This is a genomic window from Arthrobacter sp. Cza30, assembly GCF_059090765.1.
Genome location: NZ_JBNHGA010000004.1, coordinates 243253 through 259652, shown reverse-complemented (window position 1 = coordinate 259652; position 16400 = coordinate 243253). Strand labels below are relative to the sequence as shown.

The following is a 16400-nucleotide window of genomic DNA, read 5'->3' as shown; positions in this document are numbered from 1 at the left end:
GATCACGAACGCATGAGCAACTCCCGCATCGTCGTCACCGGCATCGGGGCCTCGTCGCCCATCGGAGGCACGGCACCCGAGAGCTGGTCCGCACTGCTCGAGGGCGCCTCCGGAGCCCGGACCCTTGAGTACGACTGGGTCGAGAAGTATCAGCTGCCCGTCACCTTCGCCGCACAGGCGAAGGTGCGTCCCGACACCGTGCTGGAGCGTCCCGTCGCCAAGCGCCTGGACCCCGCATCGCAGTTCGCCATGGTGGCAGCGCTCGAGGCGTGGGCCGACGCCGGCAGCCCCGATGTGGCGCCCGAGCGTCTGGGCGTGGACTTCGCGACGGGAATCGGCGGTGTATGGACGCTGCTGGATGCATGGGACACGCTGCGTGAGAAGGGGCCGCGGCGCGTCATGCCGATGACCGTGCCGATGCTCATGCCGAACGCCGCGGCGGGCAATCTCTCGCTGCACTTCAACGCGCGTGCCTACGCGCGCACGGTGGCCAGCGCCTGCGCATCGAGCACCGAGTCCATCGTGAACGCGGTCGAGCACCTGCGCGCCGGCTACGCCGACGTGGTGATCGCCGGCGGCACCGAGTCGGCGGTCCACCCCATCACGGTCGCCGCCTTCGCGTCGATGCAGGCGCTCTCGCGACGCAACGACGACCCGGCCACCGCATCCCGCCCGTGCAGCGTCGACCGCGACGGCTTCGTCATGGGCGAGGGCGCCGGCGTGCTGATCCTCGAGACAGAGGAGCACGCGAAGGCACGCGGCGCCAAGATCTACGCGAGCGTCGTCGGCGGGGGCGTCACGGCCGATTCGTACCACATCACCGCGAACGACCCGGAGGGCCTGGGCGCCGCGCGCGCCGTCCGCATGGCGCTGGAGATGGCGGACGCCTCTCCCGACGACGTCACGCACATCAACGCGCACGCCACCTCGACCCCGGTGGGCGACCCCAACGAGTACACCGCGCTCAAGGCGGTGTTCGGCGACCGCATCGACGAGATCCCCGTGTCGGCGACCAAGGCCTCCACGGGGCACCTGCTGGGAGGAACCGGCGCCCTCGAGGCCATCTTCACGGTGCTCGCGCTTCGTGACCGCGTCGCTCCCCCGACGATCAACATCACCACGCAGGACCCCGAAGTCCCCTTCTGCATCTCGGGCAGCCCGACGCCTCTGCCCGCCGGCGACCACCTGGCGATCAGCAACTCGTTCGGCTTCGGCGGCCACAACGCCGTCGCCGCATTCGCATCCGTCTGAGTCGCAGCGCACACCCAGGACGCCCCCGGAGCGGGTTCTCCGCTCCGGGGGCGTCTGTCGTGTCAGGCGGTGATTCGCGGTCCCGCGGCCCGGGATCATCGGCCTCCGAGCCTCGGTAGTGGCGCCTCGCTCCGCCCTCGTGTGGGGGCTGTGCTCGCGTGATGTGCGGGGTCAGCCGACCTTGTGCAGCCACACGACGGGTGCTTCGTCGCTCGCGTGGCGGAACGGTTCGAGCTCCTCGTCCCACGCCGCGCCGAGAGCGACCTGCAGCTCGCGGTGCAGCTCCATCGCATCCGCGCCGGCGATCTCCATCGCATAGCGGATGCGGTCCTCGCCGACGACGACGTTGCCGGCGCTGTCGGTCTGCGCGTAGTGGATGCCCAGGCCCGGCGTGTGCAGCCAGCGGCCGCCGTCGCTGCGGGGTGTGGGATCCTCGGTCACTTCGAAGCGCAGGTGCTCCCACCCGCGGATCGCGGTCGCCAAAGCCGCCCCGGTGCCGGCGGGTCCCTCCCAGTAGAACTCCGACCGGCGGCTGCCGCCGAGCACCGGCTGGTCGGCCCACTCGAAGTTGACAGCACGCCCGAGGACGCGCCCTACCGCCCACTCCAGGTGGGGGCACAACGCTCGCGGCGCGGAGTGAATGAAGATCACTCCACGCGCTTGTGGTGTCGCCATGATCTCTCCGTTCGTCAGGTACGTCTTCCCCTACGACCTGACCGGCTCACGGCGTGCTGTTCGGTTGTGCTGCGGCCATTATGACCCGTCGACGCCCCGAATCACAAGGCTGTCATTCGCGATCCGTTTCCGCCCTCCCCGCCGACGTGCGAACAGAGGGCCCCTGTCCACTCGGGACAGGGGCCCTCGAGGGAGGCGGTGACTCAGGCCTCGCTCATCGCGCGGACCTCGGCCTGACCCTTGGCCGCGTAGTACGCGGCACGGGCGGCGTCCCTGCGAGCCTGCTCCGCGTACCCGGCGTCGAGGACGTCCTGGGGCACCTCGACGCTCTCCACGCGGTTCACACCGTTGTACTTCTCGATGTACGCGTCGAGCTCGGGGCCCGACGTCCAGGACGTGATGAGGCAGTAGCGGGGCTCGGTTCCGACGTGAGTGGCGGCATGCCACAGGCGCTGCGTGTCGATGATGAGCTGTGCGCCGGCCGGAAGCGCGATGCGCACCTCACCCTGGGGGTCGGTGCGGTTCTCGCGGAGTACGAAGAAGCTGTCCTTGTCGTCCGTCAGGTTGAAGAAGCCGCGGACCACCCAACCGGTGCCGTCGGGATTCAGGCGGTTGTTGTCGTCCTGGTGGAGGTTGTACAGGCACTCGCCGTAGGGGGTCGGCTGCAGCTCGATGACCCGGCAGCGTCCCACGTTCGCGCCCGGCTCCTGGGCGCGGCGCACCAGGTTCGGCGCCTTCTCGACCTGCGACGGGATCCAGACGCCGTCCTTGTCCGTGCGCGGCGGCTTGTGGTTCCAGAAGCCGTTGCACTCGATCTCGCCGAACGCGCTCGCCAGTGGCGCGAAGCGCGTGTCGCCCGAGGACTTCCAGTCGTTGTACTCGAGGTCGAGCCACTCCTTGGGGTCGAGCTCCTGGTTGTAGCGGTCGAGGACGACGTAGCCGGTCTCTTCCAGAGCGGCGGACTTGATGTAACCCATGACGAATCATGCCTTTCGGTCAGTGAGCCAGCACGTTTTAACAGGCTCAACTTAGGCAAGCCTACCTCGGCGCGCTCGCCGGTCCTGGGGGGCGCGGCGGTGCGCGGTCGCCGTGGAGACCGGCCCGCATAGACTGAATGAGCCATGGTGAACGCCACGAATGTCGACGCAAGCGCTGTCAACACGATCGGATGGCTCTCCGGTTCCGACTGGACGATCGTGGTCCCGGTCTACCAGCGGCAGTATCGGTGGGACATCGGAGGCTGCGAGCAGCTTCTCGCGGACATCCGCGCCGTCGCCGATCTGGACGATCGTCGCATGCACTTCATCGGATCCATCCTCTCTTCCGCAAGCGACGGCAGAGACGGCGACGGCCGGGAACTCGTCCTCATCGACGGGCAGCAGCGCACGACGACCCTCATGCTGCTCGTGGCAGCCCTCCATCACACCGTCCGGGAGGCGGATCCGGCCCTCGCCGATGAGCTCGCGCGCGTCCTGGTCCACTCGGACGATCCGACGCGAACGAAGCTGCGTCCGCACCGTGCCTGGGCGGAGGTCTTCGAGCGCGTCGTCTTGGACCTTCCGCTTCCCGCCGGCCAGGAGCGCGATTCCCGCTTCGACGACAACTACGCGTTCTTCCGCAGTCAGATCAGCCTCGAGGAGGCGCCGCGGATATGGCGCGGTCTGCAGAAGCTCGAGCATGTCGCCATCACACTCGGAGCGGGCGCCAATGCGCAGCAGATCTTCGAGAGCCTCAACTCCACCGGCGAGCCGCTGCGTGACCATGAGCTGATCCACAACTACGTGCTGATGGGGCTGTCGCACGCCGAGCAGCGCGAGATCGAAGCGCAGTTCTGGCAGCCGATCGAGCAGAGCACGGGCGATTCGATCGCCGATTTCTGGCGCCAGTACCTCGTGATGACCACGGGGCGGGAGGTCACCGTCGTCGGCGGACGTGGCGTGTACGACGCCTTCCGTCAGCGCTTCCCGCGCCTGGAGCTCACCGAGCTCGTCGCCCATGCCGAGGAGTGGCGGGCGCTGGCCCACGTCTACCGAACGCTGCTCGTGCCGAGCGAGGCGACGGATGCCGAGATCGGCCGCCACCTCGCGTACCTCAACACTTTCGGCACCGTCATGTATCCGCTGGTCATGCGCAGCTACCGCGACTTCGAGCTGGGGAGGATCGATCGCGACGAGCTGCTTCAGACGCTCGAGCTGGTGCAGTCGCTCCTCGTGCGACGCTCCGTCGTCGGGATCGGCACGGAGCGTCTGGTAGCCCGCCTCTGCCGAGCCCGCGAGGAGGGCTTCGATGCCCTCGTCACGGCGGTCTCGCGGATCACCCCGTCGGACGAGCGTGTCAGCGTCGCGCTCAAGTACTCCGAGCTCCCCCACGCCCGCTACATCCTGGCCCGCATCGCCGGTCTCGACGACACCGCGGACGTCGGCATCGAGCACATCTTCCCGCTTGCACCGAGCGATTCCTGGTCGGGCGACGGCGTCCGCGAGTGGGCCTCGTACTCCGACGACGAACAGAACAGCCACCGCGCGCTGGCCAAGACGATCGGCAATCTCGCTGTGCTGGAGGAGGACCTGGCTCTTCGCGCGCTGGATCGGTCGTTCCCCGAGAAGCGATCGCTCTACGCGCGCAGCGCGGTGCCCACGACATCGGAGTTGGCCTCCGTCGACGCGTGGGGAACCGCGGCGATAGCGGCCCGCACGACGCAGCTCACCGCACGGTTCCTCGAGGTGTGGCGCCGCGCGAGCGCGTCGCTCATCGACGACGACGGGCTCACGCCCATCCTCGACGCCATCCGTCGGAGGGGGTGGCCTGCCGGCTGGCACCGGGAGTGGTCGTACGTGGAGTACTGCGGCGAGCACTGGGAGGTCTACGACGTCAAGCACCTGTTCAATCGGGTGTTCAAGCGACTGTGGGCCGATGCGCGCGACGCCGTCGTGGCGTACAGCCGGCGCCGTGGCGGCCCCGTCTACACCGCGCAGTCATGGAACGGGCAGTGGGACCGGCTCGACGACGACCACTCGCTGTACATGGGCTGGGATTCCAGCTACATGCTCAGCGCCGTGCAGGGCGTCCTCGAGGAGGCGGGCCTGGCCCCGGAGGTCTTCGTCAAGTACTCCTACATCGGCAACGCGATGTGACGATCGTCATTCGAAGTCGATGCGCGCATCGGCGTTGTTCAGCACGACGACCGCGGTGATGGTGGGATGCCCCGCCGCGCGGATCCTCGCCGGGTCGAACCGCAGCAGCGGCGTGCCGGCACGGACCGCCTGACCCTTCTCCACGAGGGTGCGGAAGCCGTCGCCCTTCATCTGCACCGTGTCGATGCCGACGTGGATGAGCAGCTCGGTGCCGTCCTCGAGGACCAGCGCGACGGCGTGACCGGTGTCGAAGGTCGCCCCGACCGTGGCATCCGCCGGCGCGATCACGGTGTCACCGGTCGGCTCGATCGCCGCACCGGGACCCATGATGCCCTGACCGAAGGTGGGGTCGGGAACCTCTGACAGCGGCACCACGCGGCCTTCGACCGGCTGACGGAGGGTGATCGTGGTGACCGGGCGTGCCTTCGTCTGCACCGCCGATCCCCCGACCATGTCATCGGCCGTCGGCTTCGCGCCGTCGGGCACCGAGGCCTGACCCGACATCAGACGCTCCATGGCGTCCTTGACGAATTGGACGTTGAGCCCGTAGACGACCTGCACCGACCGACCGCCCGGCTTCATGGTGCCCGCCGCACCGGCACGCTTCAATGCGGCGTCGTCCACCTTGCTGACGTCACCGACCTCCATGCGCAGCCGCGTGGCGCAGTTGTCCAGTTCGAGGATGTTTCCCTTGCCGCCGAGGGCGGTGATGAACCGGTCGGCGGTGGCCAGGTAGGCGGCATCCTTCGTGTCGGCATCCGCCGTCGTGCCGGCCTCGAGCACATCCTCGTCTTCGCGTCCGGGAGTCTTCAGGTTGAAGCGCTTGATGAAGAAGTAGAAGACGACGAAGTAGATGAAGAACCAGAACACCCCCATGACGAGAATCAGCCACGGGTTCTGCGCCATGGGGTTCATCCAGCCGAGCACGAGGTCGATGAATCCGCCCGAGAAGCCGAATCCCATCCGCACCGGGAGGATCGCGCTGATCGCCATCGAGATGCCCATGAACACGGCGTGCACAAGGTAGAGCACCGGGGCGAGGAACATGAACGCGAACTCGAGGGGTTCGGTCACACCGACGAAGAAGGACGAGATCGCGCCCGAGAGCAGGATGCCGTAGGCCAGCTTCTTGCGGGTCGTCTTGGCCGTCAGGTACATCGCAAGCGCCGCGCCGGGGAGGCCGAACATCATGACCGGGAAGAACCCGGTCATGTACTGGCCGGTGACGCCGTACGTCCCGGCGCCGTCCAGGAAGTTGTTGAGGTCGTTGATGCCTGCCACGTCGAACCAGAACACCGAGTTGAGCGCGTGATGCAGGCCCACGGGGATGAGCAGCCGGTTGAGGAAGCCGTAGATGCCGGTGCCGATGGGTCCCAGGGTGACGATCCACTCGCCGAACTGCACGAGGCCGGTGTACACGAACGGCCAGACGAAGAACAGGATGATGGCCACGACCAGCGAGAAGCCGGCGGTCACGATCGCGACCGAGCGCTTGCCGGAGAAGAACGACAGCGCGTCGGGGAGCTTGGTGTCCTTGAAGCGGTCGTAGCAGTACGCGCCGATCAGGCCGCAGATGATGCCGACGAAGACGTTCTGGACCCGCAGGAAGGCGGGATCGACCTCGTTGACGTCGTCGACGCCCAGGAACAAGGCGACCGTCTCGGGCCTGAGGAGGGTGGTGATCACGAGCCACGAGACCAGGCCCGCGAGAGCGGATGTGCCGTCGGACTTGCTCGCCATGCCCAGCGCGATGCCCACCGCGAACAGCAGCGCCATGTTGTCCAGGAGCGAGCCGCCCGCGGCGCTCAGGAAGGTCGAGGCGAGATTGTCACCCGCTGCCGACTTGATCCAGTAGCCGAGCCCCGAGAGGATCGCCGCCACCGGGAGCACCGCCACCGGAAGCATGATGGATCGGCCGAGCCGCTGCAAGAACTTCATCGTTCCCCTCCCTGCGGGTGTGTCGCTGCGTTGAGGTTACACAACCGCCACCGCCACGGACAGCATTGACGGGGGCGGACGCCCGCGCTCACGGGATCGCCGCGCCGAGCGCCTCGCCGAGCAGCCGACGGGCGTTTCCTCCGGCGATCGCCGCGCGCGCAGCGGGATCCAGATCGGATGCCGCGATCTGCAGCATGGTCGGCTCCGGAGCCTGCACCGGCATCCCTGAGCCGAAGACCCAGCGCTCCGGTTCGCTGCCGATCGCGTCGGCGACCGCGAAAGGGCCGTTCACATGCCAGAGGTCCAGCAGCACGCCCTGAGGCGGCGCATCGGCCAGATGCGGCAGAACACGCTGCCACTCGTCCCACCGGAGCCCGCTGAGCACGACTGCTGCTCCGGAGGCACCGCGGAGGAAGGCGGCGATCTCCTCCTCGTGAGGATCGTCCGCCTGGAAGCGGGGATGCCGCACCCGGGCGTCGTCGAGGCGGACGAGAACCTGAAGCGGCAGGCCGCGCGCGCGGCACGCCTCCGCGACAGGAAGGGCCTGTCGCAGGCGATAGCCGTGGAAACCCGGCGCGATGCGCACGCCGACGGCACCCTCCGACAGCGCCCAGATGAGCTCGTCCTCCCACATCTCATCCGTGGGATCGACCACGGCGAACACGCGGAAGAGGGGATCCTCCGCGCACACCCGCAGACACGCTTCGTTGCCGGTACGGGTATCGAAGCCGAACAGCGCCGCCAGGTGCGAGACCCAGATCGCACGAATGCCGTGCGAGCGCGCATACGCACGCAGGTCTCCGGCGTCGGCGCATGCCTGCAGGCGAAAGGGCCACTGCCCCAGGTGACAGCTGACGTCGACGGCGTCAGCCTCGGCGAATGACGACAGCAGCCGGCGCGCGGGCACATCGCTCATGCCGTCACCTGCGCGAGCCACGTCGCCGCGGTTCCGCCCAGCACTTGCGCAAGGGCGTCGTCGTCGAGCCCGGCGCCCAGCACCTTTCCCACATTCGCCGAGAGACAGGCGTGATGCAGGTCGGAGCCGAAGACGACGCGCTGCACCCCCAGCCGCTGCACCGCGAGCGCCACCTCCCCGCGTCCGATGATCGTCCCCGAGGTGTCCACCGCGACGTTCGGGTGCGGGCGCACCGCGTTCAGCGCGGACTCCGGCTGTCCACCCAGATGAGCCATGACGAAGCGCACATCAGGATGGCGGGCCGCCACGCGGGCGACATGCGACGCGGTGGACTCGTGCGGCAGCTGACCCACGGTCTTGCGCCACGCGTGGGTGAGCACGATGAGCCGGTGCGCGGCGGCATAGTCCAGGAACGGATCGACGAGCGGGTCGTCGGCCAGCGTCGCGACCCACAGCTTGATGCCGATCATGCCGTGGTCTTCGACACAGCGTCGAAGGTCCGCCAGGCTCTCCCGTCCCCCGCGCGGGTTGACATAGCAGTACCCCTTCAGCTTGTCCGGGTACCGCGCCAGCTCCGTCACGAGCGAGCGGTTCATGGCGTGGACCTCGTCGGGATCGGGGTGATGAATGTAGGCGCCGATGTTGCTGCACAGGAACGTGCCGATTCCGAGTCGCTCGCCCTGCGCGAAGATCCCGGGATCGAAGCGGTCGCCCGCGAGGTGAGTATGGACGTCGACGCCGTTCATCGAGCGTCTCCCACCTCGGCGAGGGCTCGGTCCATCCGGGCGAGTGCTTCGTCGATGTCGGCCCGCTCGTGCGCGCGATTGACGTACACCACCGAGTAGAGCGAGACACCGTGGCGATAGCCGGCACGCAGGATCTCTTGCAGGATCGCCGGGTCCGTGGCGGTGATCTGCGGGCAGACCGGCTCCCCTCTCAGCGCGGCTGGAACGCCGTGCTTCGCGAGAAGCGTGTTGAGGCCCCCGAACAGCTGCGCCCCGCGGCGCCGCAGAACGCCGATGACGTCCTCGTCGCGATACGCCGTCATGACGGCCATCGCCGCGGCGAGCGAGAGCGTCTCGCCCGCATACGTCGAGCTGACCACCACCTGGCCCCGGTCGAGCACGGAGAGCACGTCGCGCCGGCCGCTGTACACCGCCAACGGCATGCCGTTGGCGATGCCTTTGCCGTACACAGCCAGGTCCGGCAGCACCCCCGAGTACTCCGCCATGCCGCCGACCGCGACCCGGAAACCGGTGACCATCTCGTCGTACGCCAGCAGCGCTCCATGCTCATCGGCCAGGTGACGAAGGAACTCGTAGAATCCGCTGCTCCGCGGCAGATCGGCGTAGTCCGCCGCCACGAGGATCACGGCGATGTCGTGGCCGTGATCGCGGAACACCCCCTCGAGCGCTTCGCGGTCTTCCCACGGAATCTGATGGTGCAGCTCCGCCAGGACGCGCGGCACGCCGGCGACGTCGGACGCCTGCGTCCCCGGGAGCACCCGAGCTCCCGGGGCCAGCGCGTTGAGCCAGCCGTTGTAGCCGATCTGCACGACCCGATCACGCCCGGTGAAGGCGCGGGCGACGCGGATGACCGCCGCAAGCGCCTCTCCCCCGGTCTTGAGGAATCGGACCGCCTCGGCGCCGGGCACGAGCTCGCAGAACAGCTCCGCAGCGCGCGTCTCCAGAGGGTGCGGATGGCCGAACAGGATGCCGTCCGAGAGCTGCGCGGCGATCGCGGCATCGACCCCCGGATCGGCGTAGCCGAGGGTCACCGGACCGAGGGCGTTGCGGAAGTCGATGAATTCACGGCCGCTGTCGTCCCACACACGGCACCCCCTGCCCCGGACGATCACCTCGGGCTCCTCGGGAAGCAGGAAAGGGGCCTTCGAGTTCGTACTGGAGCCGAGGGGGATCACCGCGAGCGCGCGCTCTCGCCATGTCTTCGGACGCGTGTCGGTCATCGCGCGCCGACCGGGAGTGCGTCGAGGGACACCACGGCGCCTCCCGCGGCATCCGAAGCCTGCGCGGCCTTCACGATCTCGAGGGTGCGGATACCCGCACCCGCGTCCGGTATAGGCGGGCGACCGTCGCGCACCGCGTCCACGAACTCGGTCAGCAGGAGGAAGTCGAGGTCGCTTCCTGTCGGAGTCCACGTCTCCCCGGTCGTGTCATGCCCGCTCACACCCTTCGCGAACGGACTCACCGTCACGGTCCCGCGCTCGGCGACGATCTGCAGCGTCAGCCCGCCCCACGTGGCGGAGCTCATGGGCCAGCTCCAGGAGCAGTCGATGGTCGCCACCACGCCACTGGGATACGTGATGCTCACCAGTCCCCCCGTCTCGACGCCCGGCGCCGTGTCCGCATGCAGGATGCGATTGGATACCGCGCGGACGGCGGCGGCGCGCTCACCGAGAAGCTCGTCGAACAGGTCCGCGCAGTGGACGACGTGATCGACGAGGGCGCCGCCGCCCGCGAGCGCGGCGTCGGTGAACCACGCTCTATCCCCGGGAAGCTTGCCGTTGTTCACACCCGTGACGCCCAGCACGCGACCCAGCGACCCGCTTCGCACCCGGTCGAGGACGTCGCGGAACTCCGGCGCGAAGCGCACGGGATACGCCACCGCGAGGTGGACCCCCGCTTGTTCGCAGGTATCCCGCATCTCAGCGGCGTCGGCGAGCGAAGTGGCCAGCGGCTTCTCGCACAGAACATGCGCGCCGGCCTCGGCGGCGCGGATCACCAGGTCGCGGTGCGCCGCGTTCTCGGCGGTGACGACGACGGCGTCTGGTCTCCACGAGAACGCCTCCTCGTACGTGTCGACGTAGTCGACACCCAGCAGTGCGGCCAGCTCCGCGCCTCGTGGCGCCTGGTCGGGAGCACGTCGCCCGTCTGGGTCGGCCGCCAGCACCTCGACACCCGGCATCCGCCGCAGGACGTCGACGTAGCTGATCGCATGCGTGTGCGCGAAAGACAGGACAGCGATCCTGACGGCCCTCATCGGATTCCCTCCTCGAGGGTGACGGGCGAGCCCGTGGCGAGCGAGGCATAGGCGGCATCGGTGACCGCGACGGCGGCAACCGCATCGGCGGGGCCGACGGCGGCATCCGCACCTGCCGTGATCGAGGCGACGAAGTCGGCGATCTCGCGACGGTAAGGAGTGTCGCCGGAGGACACGGGTGGCAGGTACTGTTCCGCTTCGGCGGCGACGGTGTCCACCAGCAGTGCCTGGTCGGCGGAGCTGCTGTATGTCAGGCGCCCTTCCGTGCCCGAGACCTCGACGCCCACCCGGAACGGCGTGCCTTGCGGCAGCCAGCTCCCCTGGATGTGGCTGATGACCCCACTGGCGTGCGTGAGGACGACATGCGCGGTGACCGGTTGAGGGACGGCGCCTTTCGCGGTCGTCGGGTTCTGCGAGGCGTACACCGACGTGACGGGGCCGGCGTACCACAGCGCCTGGTCGATGTCGTGGATCATCAGGTCACGCACGATTCCGCCGCCGGCGCTCTCGCGGAAGAACCATGGCGACGTGGGCGCCGATCCCATCCGGTAGAACCGCTGCGTGGCGAGCCTCCCGATCGCGCCGGCGGCGACACGCTCCTTGATCGCGCGGTACTCGTCGAAGTATCGGACCACGTGTGCCGGAAAGAGCCTCACGCCGGCAGCCTCCGCCGCATCGGCCAGCTCTCGCGCCTCGGAGGCGCTGGGCGCGAGCGGCTTCTCGCAGATGACGTCGAGTCCCGCGGCGATGGCGGCGCTCACCAGGTCGACATGGGTGTCGGTGGGCGTGACGATGTCGACGATGTCGGCGTGCGCGAACAGGTCTCCGAGCGAGTCGGCGACGGTGAATCCGTACATCGTCGCCAGCTGCTGGGCGCCATGGTGGGAGTGCACCCGGACGTTCGCTCCGAGCGCCCGCCAGGCGTCGGCGTGGACATGGGAGATGCCGCCGGCGCCGATGAGGCCGACGTTGAGTTGTCGCATCAGAATCCTCGTCGGAAGTGATCAGGTGGGGATGGCGGCGGAGGGCGTCCGCTCGGGCGTGGCCGGGTGCGGCACGGTGTTCAGCGGTGTGACGGGGGGAGCCGGCATGCCGCCGAATCCGTAGATGCTCGCCGTGCATCGGGTGAACGCGAAGACGAGCGCGCCGTGAGCGGCGGCGTCCGGCCCCAGGCGCGCCGCCACGATGGGGATGTCGAACGGGAGCGCGATGCGTCGCGTCACAGCCGAACGCAGCGGCGTCAGCAGCCGCTCACGCGCCAGCGACACTCCGCCGCCGATGACCACCAGCGCCGGGTCGACCGCCATCACGAGCGTCGCGATGCCCCGCGCCAGCTCCTCGATGAAGGCGTCCAGTTCTGTACGGGCGGCCTGGTCGCCTTCCTCCGCCTGCTGGAACACCGATTCGGCGGAGTCGGCGCTGTGCCACTCGATCTGCCCGGTCTGCGCGTCCCAGCCGCGGAACGCGAGCCGCCCGATGTCGCCGGCGACGTTGTGGACACCGCGTCGCGGCGTGCCGGCGAGGATCAGTCCCGCCGCGACGCGATTGCCCACCGACAGGTAGAGCACGTCGTCGACGAGCCGCGCCGCGCCGAGATGATGCTCCGCGACGGCCGCCAGACGCACGCCGTTGTCGATGACGACGGGGCACGAGAAAGCCGCGTGCAGGTGTCCGGCGACGTCGATACCCGACCACGTCGGAAGCACGACGGATGCCACGACCCTGCCGGCGTCATCGACGATCCCGGGCAGCGCGACGCCGATGGCGCGCAGATGCGAGGGCTCCACGCCCGCCTCGCGCAGGGTGTGTTCGATGTCGGCGACGACATCCAGCAGCTGCGCCGCACCATCCTCGTCAGGCTTCAGCCCCGCGAACGAGCGCTGCGCCCGCACGCCACCGGCGAGATCCGACAGGACGATGCGGATGCTGTGGACACCCACGTCCACGCCGGCCACGACGCCCGCCGACGCGTCGAACGAGAATCTGCGCGCGGGCCGGCCCGCGCCGCGCGCCGGGGTGACCGGCGCATCGCGTACCAGGCCTGCGTCCCACAGTGGCGCCAGGCTCGTCTCGACGGAGGTGCGGGAGATGTCCAGCGCGCGGGCGAGCTCGCTCACGGTGTGGGATCCGTGGTCGCGGAGGCGAAGAGCGAGCCGGAGCGTGACAGGCGACGTCGGCTGGAGCATCCGCCCTCCTTCCTGGTCCGGTGAGCGGTGGGCTCAAATTAGCACAGCGCGTCAGCGGAATCCATGGTCCGCTCACGCCGGGGTAACGGTTGCGAAACAAAGACGTTACGCGAAACGCTTGACCAATTATCACCGACCACTGTCATAATGGCGACCGGGTCCACAGTGCTACACGAGAATCTGCGAAGGAGCATCATGCGTGTTGGGAAGTTCATGACGGCGGCGGTCGGTCTCACAGCCGTGGGGCTGCTCGCCGGCTGCGCGGGAGGAGCCGGCGAGGCCGGCGGTGACCAGCGGGTGACGCTGTGGATGTATCCGGTGATCGCCGACGAGAAGAAGCACAAGGAATTCTGGGACGCCACGATCGAGGCGTTCGAGGCTGAGCACGAGGGCATCGACGTCGAGTACGAGATCTTCCCCTGGGCCAATCGCGACGAGAGCCTCCAGACGGCCATCGCCGCGAACAAGGGCCCGGATCTGGTGTATCTCGTCCCCGACCAGCTGGCGGCCTACGAGAACTCCATCGAGCCCCTGGACGACTATCTCAGCGAGGACCGCATCTCGGACCTCCTCGACAACGTCAAGACCTCCATCACGCTGGAGCCGGGCATCATGGGTGCGCCGGTGCTCACCAGCGCCATGACGCTGCTGTGCAACCCCGCCGCGTTCGAGGCGGCCGGCGTATCGGAGTTCCCCGAGACGTGGGGCGACGTGCTGGAGATGGCTCCGCAGTTCGTCGAGGCGGGGATGTACGCGCTGGCCTACCCCGCATCAGCGGAGAACACCCTCAACATGACCTTCTACCCGCTGCTCTGGCAGGCGGGTGGCGAGGTGTACACCGAAGACGGCGAAGTCGGTTTTAACAGTGAGGAAGGGCTCGAGGCTCTGACGTTCCTCACCGACCTGGCGGGAATGGGGGCTCTCGAGCCGAGCGTGCTCACCAGCCAGGTGCCGATCGAGCAGACCCCGCTGGCGCAGGGCAAGGTCGGGTGCACCTGGAACAACTCCGTCGTCGAGCTCGAGCCCTTCTGGGGCGAGGACATCGCCGTCCTGCCTCCGCTGACCGAGGAGAAGTCGGTTGCGTACGGCACCGTCGGGTCGCTCTCGATGCTGAAGAGCTCGAAGAGCAAGGACGCCGCAGCTCAGTTCGCCGAGTTCGCCACCAGCGCCGAGGTCCTGGAGCCCTACCTGCTCGAGGCCGGATTCTTCTCGGCGCTGAAGTCCACCGAGCCGCTGCACGCGCCCGACACCCTTCTGGGTCAGGTCGAGCAGTACGTGCCGGACACGACGGTGGGCGAGCTCGCGACGAGCTCCCGCGCACTCATGGGGGTGCTCTCTCCCGAGATCCAAGCGGCCCTGCTGGGTGCGAAGACCCCGGAGGAAGCGCTCGACGCGGCCGCGGCGGCAGCCGAACCGCTTCTGAAGTAGCCGGCGAACGAGGGGCGTGCGCCTTCTGCACGCCCCTCTCGATGTGAAGGATCGACGATGACGACGGCACCACCGCTGGCGGCTCCTCCGAGAATCGACCCTCCTCTCGGCAGAGCGCCGGGAAGAGCCTCCCGGATTCTGGCGCGTCGTGAAGCGCGCATCGCGCTTCTGTTCGTCCTGCCGGCGTTCCTGCTGTTCCTGGCGTTCCGGTTCGGTCCGACGATCGTCGGGATCGCCCTGAGTCTGTTCGACTACGACATCTCCGGGGAGATCGCGTGGCGGGGACTGGAGAACTTCGAACGCCTCGTGACCGATCCGCTGTTCTGGCGTGCCCTGACCACGACGGTTCTCTACACGACCTTCGCTGTTCCGCTCTCGCTCGTGCTGTCCACGGTGATGGCGCTCGGGGTGCGACGGGCGTTCAAGGGATCGCGCTTCTTCCGCTCGCTGTTCTTCCTCCCGGTCATCACCTCGCTTGTGCTCGCGGGCTCGATCTTCGTCTGGATCTTCTCCGCCAACGGACCCTGGTCGGCTCTGATGACCCCTCTCGGGCTCGGCGGCTCGTGGCTGGCGAGCACCGTCCTCGTGGTGCCGGCCGTGGTCGTCGTCGGGGTCTGGTCGCGCTTCGGCTACGGGATGATGATCATGATCGCGGCCATGCAGGACATCCCGCGAGAACTCGAGGAGGCCGCACTCGTCGACGGGGCCAGCGCCTGGCAGCGCTTCCGATGGATCATCCTTCCGCACCTGCGGCCGACGGTCTTCTTCCTCGCCGTCATCGAGACGACGGCGGCCTTCCAGGTCTTCGACGTCATCTACGTGATGACCCAGGGAGGCCCGGCGAACGCCAGCTACTCGCTGGTCTACCTCATCTACGACCAGGGCTTCCGCTACTTCGACTACGGGTATGCGGCGGCGGCCGGCGTCGCCCTGTTCGTCATGACTCTCGTCGTCGCGCTCATCCAGCGCCTCGTGATCGGAAAGCAGAAATGACAACGACGGCCACGGCGCACCTGCGCCGACGATCGTACCGGGCGCTCGAGCCCACGGGCCTGGGCATCGTCATCCGCTGGGTGTGGCTGAGCGTCGCGGCGATCTTCAGCTTCTTCCCCTTCTATGCCATGGTCGTGCTGAGCCTGAAGCCCGGCATGGTCGTCGACTTCCCGCAGTCGCTCCTCCCGTGGGGTGATCTCTCCTTCGCGTCCTACGAGCAGGTCCTGTCAGGACAGAACATCCTGCTGTGGCTGTTCAACACCCTGGTGTATTCGCTCGTTTCGGTCGTCGCGGTGCTGCTGCTGTCGACTTTCGCGGGATACGCGTTCGCGAAGAAGCGGTTCGCCGGCAAGGAGGTCATCTTCTGGTCGTTCTTGGCAATGGTGATGGTGCCGTTCCAGGTCACGCTCATCCCGACGTTCATCCTCATGGCCGGGCTCGGGGGCGTGAACGAGTACTGGGGCCTGATCCTGCCGACGCTCGCCAACGCGCAGGCGGTCTTCCTGATGCGTCAGTTCATCAGCGGGTTGCCTGATGAGCTCTTCGAGGCGGCCAAGATCGACGGCGCCGGAGAGTTCCGCATCGTGATGCAGATCGTTCTGCCGCTGTGCAAGCCCGTGCTGGCCACACTCGGGATCTTCGTCTTCCTGTGGCACTGGAACGACTTCCTCTGGCCGCTGATCATCGCGAAGTCGAATGACATGTTCACGCTCACCGTCGGAATCTCGTCGCTGCACGAGCAGAACGTGCCGCTGAGCGTCATGCTCGCGGGATCCGTCGTCGCCCTCGTACCCATCTTCCTGGCCTACCTCGTGGCCCAGAGGTACGTGCAGGAAGGCGTCACAGGAACAGGCATCAAGGGCTGAGGAATGGAAGGAA

At 68.2% G+C, this 16400-nt stretch carries 14 protein-coding genes; 5 read left to right on the top strand and 9 right to left on the bottom strand.

Annotated elements, in window-relative coordinates; genetic code table 11:
• Positions 1–12: 12 nt before the first annotated feature.
• Positions 13–1251 carry a beta-ketoacyl-[acyl-carrier-protein] synthase family protein gene (locus tag AC5RVZ_RS14800; protein ID WP_494066532.1) on the top strand — a complete coding sequence of 413 codons (1239 nt, stop codon included), beginning with the start codon at positions 13–15 and terminating at the stop codon, positions 1249–1251.
• Positions 1252–1422: 171 nt separating this feature from the next.
• Here the strand turns inward: AC5RVZ_RS14800 and AC5RVZ_RS14795 are convergent, their stop codons facing one another.
• Entirely contained in the window at positions 1423–1926 is a 504-nt protein-coding gene (locus AC5RVZ_RS14795; protein WP_494066531.1) for a DUF3145 domain-containing protein, read from the bottom strand.
• 203 nt (positions 1927–2129) lie between these two features.
• The gene (locus AC5RVZ_RS14790) at positions 2130–2903 is read right to left on the bottom strand and encodes a hypothetical protein (protein WP_494066530.1); all 774 of its coding nucleotides are present in this window, start codon (positions 2901–2903) and stop codon (positions 2130–2132) included.
• Between the two features lie 144 nt (positions 2904–3047).
• Between AC5RVZ_RS14790 and AC5RVZ_RS14785 the strand changes: the two genes are divergently transcribed.
• A complete protein-coding gene (locus AC5RVZ_RS14785) occupies positions 3048–5060 on the top strand; it encodes a DUF262 domain-containing protein (RefSeq protein ID WP_494066529.1) in 2013 nt (670 codons plus the stop codon).
• 6 nt (positions 5061–5066) lie between these two features.
• Here the strand turns inward: AC5RVZ_RS14785 and nagE are convergent, their stop codons facing one another.
• The 7 genes from nagE to AC5RVZ_RS14750 all read right to left on the bottom strand — a co-directional run bounded on the left by nagE (position 5067) and on the right by AC5RVZ_RS14750 (position 13100).
• The gene (gene nagE / locus AC5RVZ_RS14780; RefSeq protein ID WP_494066528.1) at positions 5067–6998 is read right to left on the bottom strand and encodes an N-acetylglucosamine-specific PTS transporter subunit IIBC; all 1932 of its coding nucleotides are present in this window, start codon (positions 6996–6998) and stop codon (positions 5067–5069) included.
• 88 nt (positions 6999–7086) lie between these two features.
• On the bottom strand, positions 7087–7914 hold the full coding sequence (locus AC5RVZ_RS14775; RefSeq protein ID WP_494066527.1) for an amidohydrolase family protein: 828 nt from the start codon (positions 7912–7914) through the stop codon (positions 7087–7089).
• On the bottom strand, positions 7911–8660 hold the full coding sequence (locus AC5RVZ_RS14770; RefSeq protein WP_494066526.1) for an amidohydrolase family protein: 750 nt from the start codon (positions 8658–8660) through the stop codon (positions 7911–7913). Before AC5RVZ_RS14770 ends, AC5RVZ_RS14775 begins: the two co-directional genes overlap by 4 nt.
• Positions 8657–9880 carry an aminotransferase class III-fold pyridoxal phosphate-dependent enzyme gene (locus AC5RVZ_RS14765; RefSeq protein ID WP_494066525.1) on the bottom strand — a complete coding sequence of 408 codons (1224 nt, stop codon included), beginning with the start codon at positions 9878–9880 and terminating at the stop codon, positions 8657–8659. Before AC5RVZ_RS14765 ends, AC5RVZ_RS14770 begins: the two co-directional genes overlap by 4 nt.
• On the bottom strand, positions 9877–10914 hold the full coding sequence (locus tag AC5RVZ_RS14760) for a Gfo/Idh/MocA family protein (protein ID WP_494066524.1): 1038 nt from the start codon (positions 10912–10914) through the stop codon (positions 9877–9879). The genes AC5RVZ_RS14765 and AC5RVZ_RS14760 overlap by 4 nt, the downstream gene beginning before the upstream one ends.
• A complete protein-coding gene (locus AC5RVZ_RS14755; protein ID WP_494066523.1) occupies positions 10911–11897 on the bottom strand; it encodes a Gfo/Idh/MocA family protein in 987 nt (328 codons plus the stop codon). The genes AC5RVZ_RS14760 and AC5RVZ_RS14755 overlap by 4 nt, the downstream gene beginning before the upstream one ends.
• 21 nt (positions 11898–11918) lie before the next feature.
• Positions 11919–13100, bottom strand: coding sequence for an ROK family protein (locus AC5RVZ_RS14750; protein ID WP_494066522.1), 1182 nt, complete (start codon positions 13098–13100; stop codon positions 11919–11921).
• A gap of 195 nt (positions 13101–13295) precedes the next feature.
• On the opposite strand from AC5RVZ_RS14750, the gene AC5RVZ_RS14745 reads away from it, so the two are divergent.
• From AC5RVZ_RS14745 to AC5RVZ_RS14735, 3 genes are read left to right on the top strand one after another with little or no spacing between them, the layout of a single operon-like run.
• On the top strand, positions 13296–14528 hold the full coding sequence (locus AC5RVZ_RS14745; protein WP_494066521.1) for an ABC transporter substrate-binding protein: 1233 nt from the start codon (positions 13296–13298) through the stop codon (positions 14526–14528).
• 57 nt (positions 14529–14585) lie between these two features.
• Positions 14586–15521 carry a carbohydrate ABC transporter permease gene (locus AC5RVZ_RS14740; protein WP_494066520.1) on the top strand — a complete coding sequence of 312 codons (936 nt, stop codon included), beginning with the start codon at positions 14586–14588 and terminating at the stop codon, positions 15519–15521.
• Complete coding sequence (locus AC5RVZ_RS14735) at positions 15518–16387, top strand: carbohydrate ABC transporter permease (RefSeq protein ID WP_494066519.1); 870 nt, start codon at positions 15518–15520, stop codon at positions 16385–16387. Before AC5RVZ_RS14740 ends, AC5RVZ_RS14735 begins: the two co-directional genes overlap by 4 nt.
• The last annotated feature ends 13 nt before the right edge of the window (positions 16388–16400 follow it).

What these genes read in the sequence shown, in the direction of transcription:
- AC5RVZ_RS14760 (WP_494066524.1), bottom strand. Translation starts at nt 10,914, where the DNA reads ATGAGGGCCGTCAGGATCGCTGTCCTGTCTTTCGCGCACACGCATGCG.
- AC5RVZ_RS14765 (WP_494066525.1), bottom strand. Translation starts at nt 9,880, where the DNA reads ATGACCGACACGCGTCCGAAGACATGGCGAGAGCGCGCGCTCGCGGTG.
- AC5RVZ_RS14740 (WP_494066520.1), top strand. Translation starts at nt 14,586, where the DNA reads ATGACGACGGCACCACCGCTGGCGGCTCCTCCGAGAATCGACCCTCCT.
- AC5RVZ_RS14790 (WP_494066530.1), bottom strand. Translation starts at nt 2,903, where the DNA reads ATGGGTTACATCAAGTCCGCCGCTCTGGAAGAGACCGGCTACGTCGTC.
- AC5RVZ_RS14785 (WP_494066529.1), top strand. Translation starts at nt 3,048, where the DNA reads ATGGTGAACGCCACGAATGTCGACGCAAGCGCTGTCAACACGATCGGA.
- AC5RVZ_RS14770 (WP_494066526.1), bottom strand. Translation starts at nt 8,660, where the DNA reads ATGAACGGCGTCGACGTCCATACTCACCTCGCGGGCGACCGCTTCGAT.
- nagE (WP_494066528.1), bottom strand. Translation starts at nt 6,998, where the DNA reads ATGAAGTTCTTGCAGCGGCTCGGCCGATCCATCATGCTTCCGGTGGCG.
- AC5RVZ_RS14755 (WP_494066523.1), bottom strand. Translation starts at nt 11,897, where the DNA reads ATGCGACAACTCAACGTCGGCCTCATCGGCGCCGGCGGCATCTCCCAT.
- AC5RVZ_RS14795 (WP_494066531.1), bottom strand. Translation starts at nt 1,926, where the DNA reads ATGGCGACACCACAAGCGCGTGGAGTGATCTTCATTCACTCCGCGCCG.
- AC5RVZ_RS14745 (WP_494066521.1), top strand. Translation starts at nt 13,296, where the DNA reads ATGCGTGTTGGGAAGTTCATGACGGCGGCGGTCGGTCTCACAGCCGTG.
- AC5RVZ_RS14800 (WP_494066532.1), top strand. Translation starts at nt 13, where the DNA reads ATGAGCAACTCCCGCATCGTCGTCACCGGCATCGGGGCCTCGTCGCCC.
- AC5RVZ_RS14775 (WP_494066527.1), bottom strand. Translation starts at nt 7,914, where the DNA reads ATGAGCGATGTGCCCGCGCGCCGGCTGCTGTCGTCATTCGCCGAGGCT.
- AC5RVZ_RS14750 (WP_494066522.1), bottom strand. Translation starts at nt 13,100, where the DNA reads ATGCTCCAGCCGACGTCGCCTGTCACGCTCCGGCTCGCTCTTCGCCTC.
- AC5RVZ_RS14735 (WP_494066519.1), top strand. Translation starts at nt 15,518, where the DNA reads ATGACAACGACGGCCACGGCGCACCTGCGCCGACGATCGTACCGGGCG.